At 39.7% G+C, this 17,364-nt stretch carries 17 protein-coding genes and 1 pseudogene; 12 read left to right on the top strand and 6 right to left on the bottom strand.

Annotation, left to right across the window (positions count from 1 at the left end; all coding sequences use genetic code 11):
* Window positions 1-18 precede the first annotated feature (18 nt).
* The 4 genes from gpAD87_RS09355 to gpAD87_RS09370 form a co-directional block, all read right to left on the bottom strand.
* Window positions 19-1,050, bottom strand: a complete 1,032-nt coding sequence (locus gpAD87_RS09355) for a sensor histidine kinase (RefSeq protein WP_231952746.1) — start codon at window positions 1,048-1,050, stop codon at window positions 19-21.
* A gap of 61 nt (window positions 1,051-1,111) precedes the next feature.
* Window positions 1,112-1,792 carry a response regulator transcription factor gene (locus gpAD87_RS09360; protein WP_082935054.1) on the bottom strand — a complete coding sequence of 227 codons (681 nt, stop codon included), beginning with the start codon at window positions 1,790-1,792 and terminating at the stop codon, window positions 1,112-1,114.
* An 88-nt stretch (window positions 1,793-1,880) separates the two neighbouring features.
* Window positions 1,881-2,447 carry a class I SAM-dependent methyltransferase gene (locus gpAD87_RS09365; protein ID WP_064637746.1) on the bottom strand — a complete coding sequence of 189 codons (567 nt, stop codon included), beginning with the start codon at window positions 2,445-2,447 and terminating at the stop codon, window positions 1,881-1,883.
* 46 nt (window positions 2,448-2,493) lie between these two features.
* Window positions 2,494-2,997 carry a DedA family protein gene (locus gpAD87_RS09370; RefSeq protein WP_064637748.1) on the bottom strand — a complete coding sequence of 168 codons (504 nt, stop codon included), beginning with the start codon at window positions 2,995-2,997 and terminating at the stop codon, window positions 2,494-2,496.
* Window positions 2,998-3,448: 451 nt separating this feature from the next.
* Between gpAD87_RS09370 and gpAD87_RS09375 the strand changes: the two genes are divergently transcribed.
* Window positions 3,449-3,922 carry an HIT family protein gene (locus gpAD87_RS09375; protein ID WP_064637749.1) on the top strand — a complete coding sequence of 158 codons (474 nt, stop codon included), beginning with the start codon at window positions 3,449-3,451 and terminating at the stop codon, window positions 3,920-3,922.
* Between the two features lie 240 nt (window positions 3,923-4,162).
* Here the strand turns inward: gpAD87_RS09375 and gpAD87_RS09380 are convergent, their stop codons facing one another.
* Window positions 4,163-5,461, bottom strand: coding sequence for a hypothetical protein (locus gpAD87_RS09380; protein ID WP_064637751.1), 1,299 nt, complete (start codon window positions 5,459-5,461; stop codon window positions 4,163-4,165).
* A 1,074-nt stretch (window positions 5,462-6,535) separates the two neighbouring features.
* Here gpAD87_RS09380 and gpAD87_RS09390 point away from each other — a divergent pair.
* Both gpAD87_RS09390 and gpAD87_RS31410 read left to right on the top strand, forming a co-directional pair.
* Entirely contained in the window at window positions 6,536-8,032 is a 1,497-nt protein-coding gene (locus tag gpAD87_RS09390; RefSeq protein WP_064637755.1) for an alpha/beta hydrolase family protein, read from the top strand.
* A gap of 309 nt (window positions 8,033-8,341) precedes the next feature.
* A pseudogene (locus tag gpAD87_RS31410) lies at window positions 8,342-8,662 on the top strand (MazG nucleotide pyrophosphohydrolase domain-containing protein).
* A gap of 165 nt (window positions 8,663-8,827) precedes the next feature.
* On the opposite strand, the gene gpAD87_RS09395 reads toward gpAD87_RS31410, so the two are convergent.
* On the bottom strand, window positions 8,828-9,310 hold the full coding sequence (locus gpAD87_RS09395; RefSeq protein WP_064637756.1) for a MerR family transcriptional regulator: 483 nt from the start codon (window positions 9,308-9,310) through the stop codon (window positions 8,828-8,830).
* 228 nt (window positions 9,311-9,538) lie between these two features.
* Between gpAD87_RS09395 and gpAD87_RS09400 the strand changes: the two genes are divergently transcribed.
* The 9 genes from gpAD87_RS09400 to gpAD87_RS09430 all read left to right on the top strand — a co-directional run bounded on the left by gpAD87_RS09400 (window position 9,539) and on the right by gpAD87_RS09430 (window position 16,888).
* Entirely contained in the window at window positions 9,539-10,672 is a 1,134-nt protein-coding gene (locus gpAD87_RS09400; protein WP_064637758.1) for an NADH-dependent flavin oxidoreductase, read from the top strand.
* A 391-nt stretch (window positions 10,673-11,063) separates the two neighbouring features.
* On the top strand, window positions 11,064-11,705 hold the full coding sequence (locus tag gpAD87_RS09405; RefSeq protein WP_064637760.1) for a hypothetical protein: 642 nt from the start codon (window positions 11,064-11,066) through the stop codon (window positions 11,703-11,705).
* A 334-nt stretch (window positions 11,706-12,039) separates the two neighbouring features.
* The gene (locus gpAD87_RS09410; protein WP_064637762.1) at window positions 12,040-12,615 is read left to right on the top strand and encodes a dihydrofolate reductase family protein; all 576 of its coding nucleotides are present in this window, start codon (window positions 12,040-12,042) and stop codon (window positions 12,613-12,615) included.
* A gap of 93 nt (window positions 12,616-12,708) precedes the next feature.
* A complete protein-coding gene (locus gpAD87_RS09415) occupies window positions 12,709-13,491 on the top strand; it encodes an SDR family NAD(P)-dependent oxidoreductase (protein ID WP_064637764.1) in 783 nt (260 codons plus the stop codon).
* Window positions 13,492-13,836: 345 nt separating this feature from the next.
* The gene (locus gpAD87_RS09420) at window positions 13,837-15,576 is read left to right on the top strand and encodes an ABC-F family ATP-binding cassette domain-containing protein (RefSeq protein WP_064637766.1); all 1,740 of its coding nucleotides are present in this window, start codon (window positions 13,837-13,839) and stop codon (window positions 15,574-15,576) included.
* Entirely contained in the window at window positions 15,576-15,731 is a 156-nt protein-coding gene (locus gpAD87_RS32790; RefSeq protein ID WP_269453521.1) for an Imm53 family immunity protein, read from the top strand. Before gpAD87_RS09420 ends, gpAD87_RS32790 begins: the two co-directional genes overlap by 1 nt.
* Window positions 15,721-15,876, top strand: a complete 156-nt coding sequence (locus tag gpAD87_RS32795; protein WP_269453500.1) for an Imm53 family immunity protein — start codon at window positions 15,721-15,723, stop codon at window positions 15,874-15,876. The genes gpAD87_RS32790 and gpAD87_RS32795 overlap by 11 nt, the downstream gene beginning before the upstream one ends.
* Window positions 15,877-16,090: 214 nt before the next feature.
* The gene (locus gpAD87_RS09425; protein ID WP_064637767.1) at window positions 16,091-16,528 is read left to right on the top strand and encodes an Imm26 family immunity protein; all 438 of its coding nucleotides are present in this window, start codon (window positions 16,091-16,093) and stop codon (window positions 16,526-16,528) included.
* 123 nt (window positions 16,529-16,651) lie between these two features.
* On the top strand, window positions 16,652-16,888 hold the full coding sequence (locus tag gpAD87_RS09430) for a hypothetical protein (RefSeq protein WP_064637769.1): 237 nt from the start codon (window positions 16,652-16,654) through the stop codon (window positions 16,886-16,888).
* Window positions 16,889-17,364 lie beyond the last annotated feature (476 nt).

The raw sequence follows: 17,364 nt of genomic DNA on the forward strand, positions 1-17,364 counted from the left end.
GTTGAATTCAATAATGTTTCACTGGATGTTGGAAGGCAAGCTTAACTGGAACGTAAATACGTTATGTGAATGTTGAAGCGTTAAGGTACCCTGATGTAACTCCGCAATATTTCTTGCAATCGAAAGACCCAAACCAGACCCCGTTTGAATACCTTCGCTGCTTCTTGAATAATCAACCTTATAAAATCGATCAAACAGCTTACTTTTTTGCTCTATTGTGAGCGGCTCACCTTTATTTTCGACTTTAATGATAATGTACTCATGACGCATACTCATTCGAATATGAATCGCACCAGGTTTCAAGGAATACTTCAGGGCGTTCATAAGAAGATTATCGATGGCCCGAGCAATCTTATCACTATCCACGCAGGCCATGATTGGGGAATCGCCAATCTCTTTCTCAATATGAATTCCATTCTCCTGAGCTAAAGGTTCAAATTCAAACAGCAACTGGTCCAATAGCTGATATAGGTCAACCTTTTTCAAATCCAATTGGGTGTCTACTGAGGTTAGACGTGTGTATTCAAATAAGTCATCGAGCAGCTTCTTTAAATGCGTTGCTTTGTTATGGGTGTTCTGGATGAAGCGGTCATACTCTGCTTTGTCTTGAAATGATTCTGTTCTTAGAAGCTCAATATAGCCGATGATGCTGGTAAGCGGTGTGCGCAGGTCATGTGAGATACCCGTGATCATGTCCATCTTGGATTTCTCTAGCTCGCGCTCCTTAACCATCTGCAGCTGCAACTGTTCAGTCATGTGATTAATGTTGGAAGCGACTCGCCCAAGTTCATCTTGTCGATTAACGGGCACCCGGTAGTCCAGATTTCCTTCTGAAATGAATTGCAATCCTTGCTCCAAGTGAATAATATCTTTAACCATTCGACGTGTTAAAAATAGGAAGGTTAAGATAAAAGTTAATATAAAAATTGGAGTAATGACATACGGAAGCGAATTGCGAAACCAAGCCTGCTCCCAAGCTTTAAAAACATCTATAGATAGGTAAATGAGCATATTATTAAAGACAGCTGCAGCAATGGTACTCAAAATAATTCGGATCAAAATGTTAATCTGTATTTTCTTCTTTCGAGTTCGATGAGAAGGGTTAGATCGTCTAATCAAGTTTATAACCCACTCCCCATACCGTTTTGATATACTGAGGTTCTCGTGGATTCACTTCCAGTTTCTCTCGCAGATTGCGAATATGGACCATAACCGTATTATCCGAATACCCGTAAGGTTCTTTCCATACGGTTTCGTAGATCTTCTCGGAGCTGAATACTTGTCCAGGATGGCTGGCAAGCAGCACCAGAATGGAAAACTCCAGTGGAGTTAGTGGAATGTCATTCTCCTTTAACTTCACGGAATGTTTACTTGTATCAATGACAAGGTCCTTGATCAGGATAAGTGAATTGAATTCTGCTTTGCCAATCAGTGTTTGGCGTCGTAGCTGAGCCTTAACGCGAGCTAGTAATTCTAACGGATTAAACGGTTTGACCATGTAATCGTCAGCCCCGGTAGTCAGGCCTGTAATTTTATCTATGTCCTCTTCTTTGGCGGATAGCATAATAATGGGAGAGGTTGATACTTCTCTTATTTTGAAGCAGGCTTTGATTCCGTCCATAATGGGCATCATGACATCCAGTATAACGAGCTGGACCGATGTAGTTTTGATAATATTTAGTGCTTCTTCACCATTGGTTGCTTCAATGACCTGATATCCTTCGTTACGTAAATAGACATGAATGACATCACGGATGTCGGGTTCATCATCAACAATGAGAACGGTACTCACAATCCAACACTCCTTTTAGACTGTTTTAAATAAAATTTTAAATCCTTATAGAGAGGATAATATCAGTGTAAACCATAGCCTGAGTTGTTTAAATTGTTTCCTTTTTGCGACAGACATAAACGAAGGCAGGAGGGACATTCAAGGGCGCTAATTCTATCTTTTCGATGATAAACTTTTCGGATAGTGTTTTTTTCATTTGAAGTGAATATTGAAAGGCGATAAATAACCCCTCGTGTTTGAGCGCCTTATGGATCTGGTCTACCAACGAATTCCTTAATTCAGACTCAAAGTTGAAGAAAGGCAACCCGCTAAATACACAGTCCAGTTGCTCAACGCCCTCTTGCTTCATGGATTCCAATAATCGAGAGGCATCTGGATAACAGGGGAATGAAGGGTATTCAGTCTTCAGATTATTCCTCATCGTCTCGTTCATCTCAAACAATAACACTTGAGTCGAATCTTGTGCCTGTTGATGAATATAACGAGTGATGGCACCTGTGCCCGATCCGAGTTCGGCGACTGCTTTTACCTCTAGCCAAGGCGCTTGGTTCACCATTTTGTTAGCGAGAAACCGGGAACTGGGTATGATGCTGCCAACATGTTTTGGGCTTTGAAGAAAGCTTTTCAGAAATAAAATAGGTTCATTGGAATTCATTGTTTGTGGTTCCTCCGTATACGTGATGGTATGTTATCAAAATCGATCAAAATTTTAATAAATGAAGTATTGATAGAATGGGAGCGCCGAAGTAGATTCCCGCTGTAAAATACGTTATGGTCCAAAGCAAAGCACTGGAATATGAAATGAGAGCAAATTTCCGATACTGAACGCCGCTCAGTCCAATGACCAGAGGGAGAACATATCGCACGATTGGAATGAATAAACCGATGCACATCGCCCAATTGCCACTCTTATTCAGAATCAGTTCAGCCTTAACGAAGTGTTTATTATGTTGAAATTTGTGTTTTATCTTGGGCCCAAATAACTTCCCTGCAAAATAAGCAAAGGTAATGGCAGTTAATAGTCCTGTTAAAATGCAGAAGTATGTGATACATGAGCTGATAACACCCGTGTGACTCAAAATAGCACCACTGATAATCGTGATCTCATTCGGAATTGGAATGCCAAATGGCCCTAATGAGAAGGCAAAATAAAAAATCAGATATCCATACTGATGTAGTAGCTCTAAGATCGTATTACTGATCATTGTTTTGCCTCCTCTCTTGTCGATATAGAAATCATAATGAAAAAAACTAAGGAATTAATAAGCATAATTCTGAAGAAAATCTAAAGATTACATAAGCAAAGCGATACAACTACGGTACGTTCAAGACAAAAAAGCCTTGCCAACTTACTAGCAAGACTTGATAAGGTGGATATATTCAGGAGTGGTGATCAAGTGGCACAGTCACAACAATAATGTTGTTCGCATGATTTAATGTTAACGTGCCACCTTGCAGCTTAATCATATTTCTGGCGATAGCTGAACTACTTGCGTTTCTTTTAAATTCAACTGAGTATCATGGGAAGAGAGCCACGCATACCGGGAATAAAAGCGAGCTCAGTTTGATTACCAATGTTGAGGATAACGCAACGAACAGAAGTTGCCTGCGTCTAATAGCTGGTTGGAAAAATATGAAAGGAGTTGAATGAGGAAGATGACAGCATCATTTTCACATGAGCCCAAGGGATACGAATGTCCATTCTGTTGTGTTTGGGGTATCGAGCGACCTAATCAGGGAACAAAACAAAGGGATATCATCTATCAGAATGAAATGGTAACGGCATTTATAGCGAGCAAATGGTGGCCAAACAATAAAGGACATGTTCTTGTTGTTCCGAATCAACATTTCGAGAACATCTTTGACCTCCCTGCGGATTACGCTGTTGAAATTCACCGCGCGGCTCAGCTTACAGCATTTGCAATGAAAAGTACATATGGATGTGATGGGATTTCTACGCGCCAACATAATGAGCCTGCTGGCAATCAAGACGTGTGGCATTATCATCTCCATGTTTACCCTAGATATATGAATGATCAACTTTATCTGTCAAAGGGTTCTCCATCCGATCCAGATGAACGCTCTTTCTATGCTGATAAGTTGCGTTCTTGGATAAAGAAAAACATTTAAGATTTAGGATAGGATGATAACTCTAGTGGGAAATGAATCTAAGATTACGTGGGCCCTACAAGAGAAAAATAAGGTTGATTCAGTAAGCTAACAGGAAACGACATCTCAATAAAACTAATGAGCAGTCTGCAGTTCTGCAGGCTGCTCATTTGATAAAAAAAGAAACGATGTATGACTTCGCTCCTGGAGAGGGGCTAGGCATAAATCGTTATAATGGGGGATTACTCCAGCCTACATATGCTACTCTAGAACGTATTTGGCAATGGTTTCACTCATGTGGATATAGAATGTATTTGCATCGTGAAAACGAACATCGGCTTGGTGAAAAAGTGCGTCATCGATTACAAAAGAGTTTTTTATTTTTAGTGTATTAGAGTCCAGAATATAGTAGGCGGCTTTCTTAGGCTCCGGTTTAGATGAATCATACCAAGCTTGTGTTTTGTCGACGGCTCCGAAGACAATGCTCTGATCATTTAGTCGTTGTAACAGTCCTTGTGCAGGTAAATCAGTAAACGTCTTGGTCGCAATCAATTGATTGTTAGTATTGTACAGACTAAGCTTATTTTTCTCTTGAATCAGAAAGTTATTTCCTAAGGATACGTAAAAAGAATCGTACATATTATGCGCATACGTTGTACCGAAAACGGCATACTGTGCTGGCTTAGGCAATGGTCTGATCCATTTTTGTTCCCCGTTAGGCTTGTAGCCGTGCAAGGTTTCCACTTCCATCTTTGCATCGTAAATGGGAACAATCACAGTTCCGCCACTTAGAACTTCAAAGTCAGCATGCACAATATTGACGTGATCCTGCGGTTGGACAGCGGAAATAATCTTCTTTCCTGTAGGAATGGAGTAAATATCAATTGTCGTCGTGTTTCTCGGAGCATCAGAATTTAACAATCCGACGTAGTTCCCCTGAATATGTCGTACGTGGCCAGGAAACTCCCTTTTGATAAGCGGCTTGCCTTCCTTTGTATAAAGAGTAATCACACTGGTGTCTTTTGTGAAAGTAACCACGGCTATGCGCCCATCTTCTAGGACATTGAATTGAAAGTGCTCTTTGAATGTTTTTACCCAGCGTGGCTTGTTATTTGAATCCAGAGAGATCAACTGGTATACCTTCTTGTTACCGGAATTTACCTCATCGAAGTAGTAGACGTCACCGCTCTGATCTATTTCAAACGAATTGTAGGGCATAGGCGATTTATGAATCCACTTCTGTTTTCCAGTTTTGTCGTCTATCGCTAATAAGGAGTGTACGGATTTAGTTTTGCCGGTAGAGCGATCTGACTGATACAAGAATGTATATGCAGTTTGAGAGTTAGTCTGTTCTGACACGATAGGGTAGACGATATTTCCTGTGAAATAATAGTTCTTACTATGTATTTGGGCTGTCGTATCGGTAGGTAGGTCATAGGTCCACTCTGGCTTTGGAAGTTGCTTGTAATCAGAAGCGAGAGTGGGGATAGGGGCTAAGGAAATAGTAAGGAACGCTGTTAGAGTAGTGATTAGAAAAGTACGTTTGGTGATCCTTTTCATGATATGAGGTCCTCCTAGTCACGATGTAATAGCTGATATTCTTCTGAAAATTGGATGATCTTGTCTGGTTTATAGCATGTCGCCACATCAATGGGAGATTTACCTCTTAAATCAGTGACATGGATATCTGCTCCGCGATCTATTAAGTACCTCTAAATATCTACTGGTTCTTTGCATGGAACAACCACCTGTTTGGAATAGTTCCATAATACAGCTAAAATCTTAAGCGAAAACTATAAACCCTACAATGTTTTTTTACATCCCTCCTTACTTTTGGTAAAATTAACCTTTCGATTATAACATATAATGTACATGCTTCCCAATCCGGAACAAAAAGTGGTGATGATTTAAAAGAGGAGGGCAATGCAAAATGGAATTCAAATTTGGGGACGTTTCTATTCTTCTCCCCCCTTTATACATTACAATTATCGGAATCATTATTTTTTTCTTTTTAGTAAGGTGGAGCAAGCAATTAGAAACAAGACGTTTTACAGTTTTCTTTTACTTTTTGATCAGTACTTCCATTATTCCAATTTTTTCTCGTTATACAACAGAAGGTGTCTTTCAGCTGTGGATTCCCTTAGGATTTATAGTGATCTTTCTGTACTTGTTTCGCAGCAAAAGATATCATCCATCTAAAATGAAAGCGAGTATTTTAGGACTTTCCGTAGCAATATACCAGTTAATTCTTCAATACTTCGGATAGATTTTGATAGTTCTCCTCCACTATTCAGGCTCAAAAAAGCAATTTTGTAGCAATAATTCATACATTTTAATGGGATGGAGCGGTTGGTTGCATGATTTCCGAATTGTGTATAAGTATATTGAAGAGAAAAAGGCATGGACTATCCTGTGTATGCTTGTCGCAGGACAAGAGCATTATTACATTCAAAGCCGCTAATTATAGCGGCTTTTTTTGATTTAAGTAACTAAGTTCCTATCCAAAGATGAGCACAGTTACAAGGTAGAATTACAAAATTGTAAGGTAGATGTAAGTTGAATCGATAGCTCAGGCCAACCTGCCAGGATAATATTGGAACAAACAAAAATAGAAATTTTATAAGGAGAATCGAGATGAGGCTGTTTGAACTGTTGCTTTTATTATCAAACATCGGCTTGTTTGCATTAACATTCCTATTAAAGAAAGGACGGCGTACAGTATTCATTGCAAGCGGGATCGCCACATTTTTACTGGTCATTCATTGGACGGTGGAAGGATATAGAGTTCAGCTATTTTTCTCATATTGCATAACGATCATTTTTTTAGCCATTTCAGGTTATAGCTATTTTAGAAAAAACGGCCCCCAAAAAATCCCGCGATTCTTGTTGGGTTCAGCTTATACCGCTATAGCGATAATGCTGGTCGTAACAGCGGGTCTCATGTATGCTTTTCCAGTATTTAATCTACCTGAACCGACAGGCGAATTTAAGGTGGGAACGCAAACTTTTCATCTCGTGGATACTAATAGGGAAGAGATTTTCGACAAAGCCAGAGATGGTAAGAGAGAGTTGATGGTTCAGGTATGGTATCCGGTTAAATTTGGCACCGGTAAGTACGCCCCCTTTATTCCCGATACTCCAATTTTACGTTATATGGCCGCGAACTATGGCCTTCCTGAGTTTACTCTTCAGCACTTGAAGTACGTGTCCAGTCATGCTTATTCGGGCGCCGAAGTCTCCTCGGCACAGACTTCATATCCGCTGGTCCTTGCGAATCCGGGCTTTGGCTCGTCCAGGTTCCTCCATACGTCGCAAGCTGAGAATCTCGCGAGTCACGGATATATCGTGGCAGTGATTGATCACACCTACAATACATTTGCAACCGAGTTTCCGGACGGTCTAATCACGACCAGCACAACCAACGACTTATTCTCTCCCGACGATGATTACCGAACGGGAAGAGAAAATCGCGACAAGTTGGGAAAAGTGTTAACCGCCGATGTGGCGTTTGTGCTAGACCAATTCGAGCTCATCCACTCGGGACAGATTCCAAGTCCTTTAAAAGGGAGGATTGATCTCGGTCATGTCGGGGTGTTCGGTCATTCCATCGGCGGAGCGACGGCCTACGACGCTTCTTACGATCCACGAATCACAGTCGGAATAGACTTGGATGGAGGGTTGTATCGACTGCGTGACAGCGAGGATCTGCGAAAGCCGTTTTTGTTCATCAACTCTGAAAGCTATTTCGAAGAATTAAACAGGGTGATAAATAATCGGGTCTACACAGATGCAGAGCTTAACCGGATGGGATCAACAAGAGAGTGGATGGATCAAGTAACGGAAGATAAAAAGTTGGAGCTTGAACGGATGCGCGAAACGGTCGACGAAGGAGGACAAATCCTCTATATCGAAAATACAGAGCATTTGAATTTTACCGACGTACAGTTCATTTCTCCGGTTTTCAATATGCTGGGCATTACAGGAAAGATTGCTCCTGAAAGAGCGAACTCCGTTATCAATGCCTATATGCTGGATTTCTTCGATATGTATCTGAAGAATCAAGGCGGAATCTTAATTAAAGGACCGGATAGCCGTTTTCCGGAGGTGAAGTTCGTAACCTCGCTATTATAAATTACAAACAGGCTACCGATTTTGATGAATACAACAAAAAAGATGACTTCGATTTCCCGATAGTTATCTTTTTTTTTGTATTCAAAGATTGATTCCGTTCATCACCGGAATCACGTTATCGGAGTACATGTCCTCAATTCGAAATGTATTATGGAATGCCAGGGCATACACAACGGACAGGTTAGATCAATGATTAAAATCAACAGAAAGAAACCAAGGAAGTTGACTAACTAGATAGTTAAACTTCAATATGATACTATTATTTTCGAGTTTTTGAGATCGAACAATCTTGTTAGGTTGGAGGGAAACATGGATATTATTGAATTTCAACAATGAGTCAAGGAGTATTATAAGCATCGCAACTGGTCAGATTTAGATATCTTTGTTCGTATTGGATTTCTTGCTGAGGAAACCGGAGAAGTAGCCCGCGCAATTCGTGCACTAGAGATTGGTAGGGATCGTCCGGATGAGGTTGCAGGCACAGTTCAAGAAAAAAAATCTGAATTAACAGAAGAACTTGGAGATGTTTTAGGAAACCTTATTGTAATTGCAAATAAATAAGATATATCGCTTGAAGATATCCTAATGTCGCATAAACAAAAGCTTCAGGAACGTTACTCAGAAAATTAAAGTAAACGGGAGTGCAAGAACATTGTCCTATTGAAAGTCGCTATTTTAGCGGCTTTTTTTTTGGTACAAGTTCTTGTCTCCTAACGGGCAGGTTAGTCCAATACCCATCATAATAAAATAAAATTGACTTCGTGTACACACGAAGCCTTAGACTACCATTTAAGGTCAAACATGAACTTTTGATGCTGATTTGATATGTTCCGGTATATCGTATTTTTCTCCGCATTCGGGATTATTGTTAACTGGATTCCAGGTATCATTCAATTGACCAGCCAAGACACTTTTGTAGTAAGCCTTCTTCTCCTTGATGTGCATTAATTGAAGGTTGTACTCATGGATCTTCGTTTCAAGTTCTTTCTCTTGCTTTGCAACAAGTTCAGCCCTTTCAGGAATCGTCTCATCACCTTGCAAACACATTGCAATGTAATATTTAACTTCTGAAATCCGCAATCCTGAAATACGAAAGGAGTGTACCATTCGCAACCAATCCAGATCATGGTCTGAGAATAAGCGATTGTTCCTACTGTCTCTTGAAACGAAAGGAATTAATTGTTGGTCATCATAATAACGGATCGTATGTTTTGTAAGTCCAGTTATTTCAGATACATCTTTTACCGTATATTTTGGTTCATGTAATGTCTGACTCAAAATTTCGCACCTCCATACTATTGACTTCGAGTTACTCGAATACTTTATGATGTCATTCTACCAATGTTGTGAGAGCTCATCAACTGGTAATCTCCTTTTTTATTTCCAGTTATCAAACAAGAGCAATGAGTATTACTTGGTTGAGTCATTTGAGAATAGAATAAATGCTTTAACGTTAGATAACAATTACTAAAGTTTATAAATAAATAATTAGAAAGAGGTTTGAAAATGAACGAAAACTATAAGCACTTGCTTGAATCCTACACATTCAGGAATGGAATTACCCTTAGAAATCGGGTTGTAATGTCGCCTATGACCACTTGGGCAAGTAATGACGATTACACGATCTCAGATGGTGAAGTGAAATATTATAGAAGAAGAGTGAAAGGCGTAGGTCTAGTTATAACAGGATGTACGCATGTCCAACCTAATGGAATAGGTTTTACAAATGAATTTGCAGCTTATGACGATAAATTCATCCCAAGTTTACGTAAATTGGCGGATGCAGCAAAAAGCGGGGGAGCTGCTGCGGTACTTCAAATTTTCCACGCAGGCAACAAAGCACTCCCGAACCTTATACCAAATGGAGAAGTAGTTAGTTCCAGTGCTGTAGAGACGGAAGCAACTGGATTTGCTCCTTCTGTTTTGCCGAGACAACTTTCGCACGATGAAATATTGGAAGTGATTCATGCGTTTGGAGAAACAACAAGAAGAGCCATTGAAGCAGGGTTTGATGGAGTTGAAATTCATGGGGCGCACGGATTTTTACTTCAAAACTTTTTCTCTCCTTTCTTTAACAGACGTGAGGATCAATGGGGAGGATCACTTGAGAACCGCCTTCGTTTCCCACTAGCCGTGATTAAGGAAATGAAAAACGTCATCGAAAACCATGCTACAGAACCATTTATTTTGGGCTACCGAATCTCTCCTGACGAACATCAAGAAGGCGGTTTAAGAATGAAAGATTCCTACGTATTGATTGACCGAATGATTGAAGCTGGTGTTGATTACGTTCACGCTTCACTAGCTGATGCTCTTTCTTCAAAGCCAGTCGATAGCCACAATGAAAAAACGTATCTTGAGTTAATCGTTGAACATGTAAATAGCCGGGTTCCCTTACTGGCTGCGGGTTCAATGGTAACGCCGGATGATGTGGCAAAAGGATTAGAGCAAGGTCTTAGCCTAGCTGTGATCGGACATGCGTTAATTACAGATCCAGACTGGGTTGAAAAGGTTCAAAGTGGACAAGAGTCCGAAATTCAAACTGCTATTGTGGCTTCTAAGGTTAGTGAGCTTGAGCTTCCGGAAAAACTTTGGGGTGTCATTCAAGCTTCAAGTCCATGGTTTAAGATCGAAGAATAACATTTTTTATCTCTATCACGTCAAGCAGGGTATTCTTGTTAGATGAAATCTAATGGTTGATAAATTACAGATATTGTAAATGAAGAAGAACATGGTCCCATTGAAAGTCGCTATTTTAGCGGCTTTTTTATTTTATAAATAATCAGTCTTCTCCTCATTTATTCACTAAGTAACGGGCAGGATAGCAGACACTCGGGTGGTATTTGACGAGAAAACTAGAATCTTCACTTCAGACGAAAAGCAACTAAAGAGGCAATTTGGAAGCGATTAAATACCAGAGTAAGTAAAATTATGGTTAATTTTCGTTTCCTAAATTTATACAATAAATAGTTTTAATTCTGATATAATAGAAACTTCATGATTTAGATGCTGAAGGGAATGATAGATAAGAATGAGTAGGTGGGATGTTTCGTTTTATTCCGTTGTATTTGTATGTGTGCTGGTGATGTTGTGGAATGAACAATCTGTTTTTCTTATCGTAGGAACGGTGCTGGTCGCCATAGTTATTGCGTTTACGATTCACGTTATCTACCCAATGGCTTGGGAAACCAGGATGGACCGTGTGGAAGTTTTTTTACGTAAAAATCATCATACGGCCTATATTTATATTTATTATGTGACTGCGAACAGACTGGATGATGAAGTCGATATCACGATGGAGAAACTAAGAAAACAGACGACGAAAAAATCGAGGCAAGCGATATATCAGGCAGCTTACGGTGCTTACCGCAAGGACATGACTGCGGTTCGGCAAGCGGTACTCCAGATGCGCAGATCAGATTACCGTACATATTACGAGACGTTTTTGCTTTTGGATGAAGAGAAGAGTGAGCAAGCAAGGGAGCATCTGAAATCGATTAGAAGACAATGGATGCGATCTGCGCTTCTTGCTGAAATAGAACGCAAATTGGGTCGGCGCGAACTGGCTATCCAGCACACTAAGGAAGCGATGAATGCGTGCAAAGGTGTACAGCGATACATGCTGTTTAAAGAATATGAAAGGTATTATGCAGATGAACAACAAGCACAATAAATGAACTACACTCGCGGAAGGCGTTGTAGTTATTAATAGAATGATGGTGTAATTTACTTTACGGTCGGGAATAAATATCGATGGATATGAAACTGATCAACTTTGAAAGTGGCAATATTGGTGTTATCCCCTTCGTTAGGCAAGATAAGTCCATCTTAAAGATGTCTTTGATCCCTTGTCGACTAAAAGGGGGTAATACCAAATTCAGCTGCTTTTTTTTGTTAACGGGCAGGTTGGAGATTAGCAATCCATAAGAAACAACCCAACTTAAATTATGGTAAAATGTAGTAAATGTAAAATGTAAATATCCCTCTTGAAAAAAGGAGAACTGAAAATGAGAAAACTCGTTCTATTTCTGCACGCATCGCTTGACGGTTTTGTAGAAGGGCCGAACGGTGAAATGGACATTGGCTGGGTTTCCTACGATGCTGATTTGGAGAAACACGCGAAAGAAATTCTGAGTACTGCCGACACTGTCATTTGGGGGCGTGGGACTTATCAGATGATGCACAGTTACTGGCCATCTGTGCCTTCAAACCCATCAGCTTCGCAGCATGAACGGAATCATGCCGAGTGGATCGAAAACACAGCCAAAATCGTTTTTTCCACGACGCTGGAGAAAGTTGAATGGAATAATTCCAGACTCGTGAAAGAAAATGTCGAGGAAGAGATCAATAGTCTCAAACAGCAGCCAGGCAAGGATATGGTCATCCTCGGCAGTCCTAGGTTCGCACACCACCTTATGCAGCTTGATTTAATTGATGAGTATAAAATTACGGTTTCTCCTGTCCTGATCGGTAAAGGATTGCCGTTATTCCAAGGTCTCAAGGAGAAGATCAATCTTAAGCTAATCGAAAACAAGACCTTTGATTCTGGAGCCATAGGCCTCGTTTACCAGACGGTAAGATGACCTTGTCACTGAAAGTGATTACGCTAACGGGAACGATAGTTGAAAATAACCAGTCTAGTTCAATTAGTGGAGACAATAAGGGAGGAAATACAAATGGAATTAGGGTTAAAGGATAAAATAGCACTAATTACAGGCGGCAGCAAAGGGATCGGGCTAGAGACAGCAATTGTTCTAGCAGCAGAAGGCGCAAAAGTAGCAATCGTTGCCCGCAACGAAGAGGCGCTTCAAGCTGCGGCGAAACGTATTAATCAAACGACAGGGACAGATGCACTAGTCATCTCTGCAGATATTTCAGTAGAAGAAGAGGTGCGAGGTGTGGTAGAGCAGACTGTACAGCATTTCGGTGGATTGGATATTTTGATTAACAATGCTGGAACGGCTGCGGCTAATCCGTTTGAAGAGGTTAGCAGCGAAAGCTGGTATTCAGATCTGGATTTGAAATTGTTAGGAGCAGTCCACAGTTCTAAGGCAGCAGTATCTCATATGCGTCAAAGAGGTGGCGGTTCCATCCTTAATGTGACGGCGACTGTAGGGAAGACACCATCTGCATCGTCTTTGCCAACATCAGTCAGTCGGGCGGCAGGACTTGCACTAACGAAGGCCATGAGCAAAGACCTCGCCAAGGACAATATTCGTGTTAACGCCGTATGCATCGGTCTAATTCGTAGCGATCAGATTGAGCGGATGTGGAAGGCTTCAGCACCAGAGCAGAGTTGGGAGGAATTCGCTTCTAACCCCATTCACGGTATCCCACTCAAGAGAATAGGCCAAACAGAAGAGGCGGCAAAAGTGATTGCTTTTCTTGTGTCGGGTGCAGCCTCCTATGTAACAGGAACTGCTGTGAACATAGATGGTGGTACATCCCCTGTATTATAAAAATGTAGGGGTATATGTTGAAAAGCGTGACTCAAAAAAAGCCCTAAATGAGGGCTTTTTTTGCTTGGGAATTAGTGGCGAGGGACAAGAACTTGTCCCGATTACCGTATTGGACAACAACATGGGTAAACGTTGTTTTTAATGGATCTTCATTATCGTAAGCAATGGTTGATTCTGAGAATCGTTCAACAAGTCACCATCCTAAAGAAAGTACTAGAATTTCTAAGTGAGGGTAAGGGCTACAAATAGATTGAACTTGGGGGTAAACAGTGTTACTCTAAAAGTCTGTGTTTGACAATACATTTAATAATAGTCACCATTTTAGTTGTAAAGAAAGGTAACACTATGATAAAAGTTGATAACTTATCCTTCTCATTTCCACAAAAGGAACTATATAATAACATTTCATTTACGTTTGAAGAGGCACAACATTGCGCTTTTATCGGAACAAGTGGCAGTGGGAAAAGTACACTGATAGATATACTGATGGATCCGGAAAGATATTTGTTCGATGGCAAGTTAGAGATAGACCCAACTTGCAGAATTGGGTATGTAAGTCAGTTCTTGCAAGTCGAAAAAACGAAAGAAATGACCGTTTTTGAATATATCGGAGAAGAATTCATCAAGATACAAGATGAAATCACAGCCATTTATGCTGAAATGGAAACCACATCGGATATGGATTCCCTGATGGAAAAGGTTCAATTGGCTTTGGATGCCTTCGAGGCGATGGATGGGGATAATTTCGAAAACACCATTAATAAGCAGCTAAACCTGGCCAACCTCATGAAGCTCAAAGATCTTAGTATAACCGATGTGAGTGGTGGGGAATTCAAACTTATTCAAGTGATGAAGGAAATGCTCAGTCGTCCAGACTTAATGATTATGGACGAACCCGATGTATTTTTAGACTTTGAAAACCTAAATGCGCTTAAAAAACTTATTAATTCCCACAAGGGAATGCTGCTAGTTGTTACGCACAACCGATATCTATTGAATCATTGTTTCAACAAAATTATACACCTTGAAAACACGGAGATCCAAGAGTTTGATGGGCGGTATATCGATTATAACTTCTCGTTGCTTCAGACTAAGATCGAGCTGCAAGAAATCGCAGTTGCTGAAGCTGAAGAAATTGAGAGATACGATCACATCATCGACAATCTTAGAGAGATCGCTACGTATAATTCGGAAGCCTCCAGAGGCAGAGCGTTAAAAGCCAGAGTCAAGTTTCAAGAGAGATTGGAAGCACGTCGAATAAAAGAGCCATTTGTCGATATCAAGCAGCCGAATATCAGTTTTGGTATCAATAAGGAAATGGAAGACACCGTTGTGGTTAACGTCAATAATTATAGCGTTTCCTTTGACGAGTTGCTTTTGGAAAATGTGAACTTCGAGATCAAATCGACAGATAAAGTAGCCCTGATCGGTTCAAACGGTACCGGGAAAACGACTTTACTCCGAGAAATCTTTAAAAATAATCAGGATTCCATTAAAATAAATGCTGACGTTAACGTGGCTTATTTATCTCAGGTTCAAGGCGAAATGCTAAAAGATTCGAATACTATACTAAATGAATTCATAGATGCCGGGTTTAAAACTTATGATGAGATTAGATCGTATCTTTCAAACTATGGCTTTGAAGGAGAAATCCTGGATCAAAAGATCGAATCGTTATCTGGCGGAGAAAAAAACATGCTTCAATTGGCTAAAGTTTCTGCCAGTCAAGCCAACTTACTGCTTCTTGATGAACCGACAAGCCATTTAGACATCTATACACAAATCGCATTGGAGAAAGCTATTGAGGACTACAAAGGTGCGATTCTCATGATTTCTCATGATTTCTATTCTGTTGTTAATGGTATGGATTATGTTTTAATTATTGAGGACAAGACGATTAGTAAAATGAGTATACTAGAATTTAGACAGATGATTTATGCGAGTCATTTCAATGAAGACTATCTAGAAACTGAACAAAAGAAAAAGTCTGTTGAAATGAAAATAGAATTGGCTTTAAAAGATACTAATTTTGAACTTGCAAAAGTATTGGTTGATGAGCTAGAAGAACTGATTAAGCTGCTATGATGAACACATTAAAATGGCTTCAGAACTGGTATCTTGAAAACTGTAATGGTGATTGGGAGCATTCATACGGTGTGAAAATTGATACTGTGGATAATCCCGGTTGGTCTGTCGAAATCGACTTGACAGATACTTATTTTAGAAGATGTGCCGTTTGAGTCAATTGAAGAAGAGAGAAATGAAGAAGATTGGTTCTATTGTGTTGTGAGAGATGGAGTGTTTCACGGTGCAGGGGGAGTAACAAATTTAGAAGAAATACTAGATTCCTTTAAAACTTGGGCTTCGAGTATGGAAAGAAGTTAATTATGCAGTAACCGAGGATGAGACCTTGAATGGCTAAATGCCTTTCAAGGTCTTTTTATATTTTTATTAAGATATATCCAGTTTACTTCTCTATGGTTTTTTGTTTACTATGCAATATGTGGAAGAGATCCCCGAATGCTTATAAAATAAATAAATGAACATCTCTTGGAAAGTAAGCATATTCTAAAGCTGCTACGAAGGAGTTTGGAAAACCATGAAAAATACAAAACTCAAACGCATTAAATTGGGAGATCTATATGCCATACCTCTGCCTAATGGTAAATTTGCATTCGGAAGAAGATTTAAAGATGCAAATATAGCCATCTATAACTATATGGGAAACACCTTTGAGGATAAGCCTCAGCAAGAGAATTATCAATTTATTGTTGAGGTTTATGATGATGTTTTAAAATCAGGTGACTGGCCTGTCGTAGAAAACCGACCTTTTGTAAATGAAGCAGAGGCTTGGCCACCTCCTGCATGTGTCATTGATAAGCTTACAGGTGAGCATTCAATTTATTATATGGGTGAGATTAAACCTGCTGACATAAAAGAATGCGAAGGATTAGAGATCGCAGCAGTTTGGGAAGCACAACATATTGTTGATAGTATAATGGGGAATAATACATGGCATAAGGATCTCTCTAAATAAGCTGATTCTAAAATAGGCTTACGACCGATTCCAATTATTTCTACCTGGGAATCGTTTGTATAAATTTAGGCTTGGTAATTTAGTGGACCATGAAGTCCATGGAGATAGTGAAAGGAGACACAGATGTATAGTTACGACGAATTCACCGAAGATTTAAATCTAGGACATGAAATAGAATTTATCTTGAATGATACCCATTTCTTAATTAGTTATAATGAAAGTGGTTGGTACTGTATTAAGGAAAATGAAGAAGCACAAATTAAGTACGAATCGGTTGAACAACTATTAAATCAAGTTAAGATTAAAGGTATAACATTAAAAAGTTTATGGGGCAATATAATTGTGAGTGACGTATTTTGACTGAAATTATTCAACAACGTTATTTGTTAAAAAGCCGCTTGTGTCGAGGACAAGAGCATAGTCCGCTTACCGATTAGGCATATATCTAATCGACTTTCGTCTGTTAATTCGTTAACCAGGCAGGTTAGTGTAACTTTCAACTTTTAGATAACATATAATTTAAACAGGATTCTAGACATGAATACATTCAATGGAGGGGCTAGATTGAACAAGTATGTGTTACATATTGTTGCAAGTGTAATTTGTATATTGACACCTGCTGTTGGTCTCTTATATGGTTTGTGGGATAGCCACCAACCCAAAATAGGACCTGTAGGAGACGGGAAACCGAATTGTCCTACAATACCTCAATGGATATCTATTGTCTTTTCTTTTATCTGTGGAATAGTTAATCTACCTCTAGCCATAATTCGATACAGACAAAACATAAAGCCTAATAAAGATATTAAAAGTTAATGCCTGTTACGCTAACGGGA

It is taken from the genome of Paenibacillus sp. AD87, from assembly GCF_001659845.1.
GTDB lineage: Bacteria > Bacillota > Bacilli > Paenibacillales > Paenibacillaceae > Paenibacillus > Paenibacillus marchantiae.

Bases quoted from the DNA above. Each gene is read 5' to 3' on its own strand.
- gpAD87_RS09365 (WP_064637746.1), bottom strand. From the start codon at position 2,447: ATGAATTCCAATGAACCTATTTTATTTCTGAAAAGCTTTCTTCAAAGC.
- gpAD87_RS09370 (WP_064637748.1), bottom strand. From the start codon at position 2,997: ATGATCAGTAATACGATCTTAGAGCTACTACATCAGTATGGATATCTG.
- gpAD87_RS09375 (WP_064637749.1), top strand. From the start codon at position 3,449: ATGACAGCATCATTTTCACATGAGCCCAAGGGATACGAATGTCCATTC.
- gpAD87_RS09380 (WP_064637751.1), bottom strand. From the start codon at position 5,461: ATGAAAAGGATCACCAAACGTACTTTTCTAATCACTACTCTAACAGCG.
- gpAD87_RS09390 (WP_064637755.1), top strand. From the start codon at position 6,536: ATGAGGCTGTTTGAACTGTTGCTTTTATTATCAAACATCGGCTTGTTT.
- gpAD87_RS09400 (WP_064637758.1), top strand. From the start codon at position 9,539: ATGAACGAAAACTATAAGCACTTGCTTGAATCCTACACATTCAGGAAT.
- gpAD87_RS09405 (WP_064637760.1), top strand. From the start codon at position 11,064: ATGAGTAGGTGGGATGTTTCGTTTTATTCCGTTGTATTTGTATGTGTG.
- gpAD87_RS09410 (WP_064637762.1), top strand. From the start codon at position 12,040: ATGAGAAAACTCGTTCTATTTCTGCACGCATCGCTTGACGGTTTTGTA.
- gpAD87_RS09415 (WP_064637764.1), top strand. From the start codon at position 12,709: ATGGAATTAGGGTTAAAGGATAAAATAGCACTAATTACAGGCGGCAGC.
- gpAD87_RS09420 (WP_064637766.1), top strand. From the start codon at position 13,837: ATGATAAAAGTTGATAACTTATCCTTCTCATTTCCACAAAAGGAACTA.
- gpAD87_RS32790 (WP_269453521.1), top strand. From the start codon at position 15,576: ATGAACACATTAAAATGGCTTCAGAACTGGTATCTTGAAAACTGTAAT.
- gpAD87_RS09425 (WP_064637767.1), top strand. From the start codon at position 16,091: ATGAAAAATACAAAACTCAAACGCATTAAATTGGGAGATCTATATGCC.
- gpAD87_RS09430 (WP_064637769.1), top strand. From the start codon at position 16,652: ATGTATAGTTACGACGAATTCACCGAAGATTTAAATCTAGGACATGAA.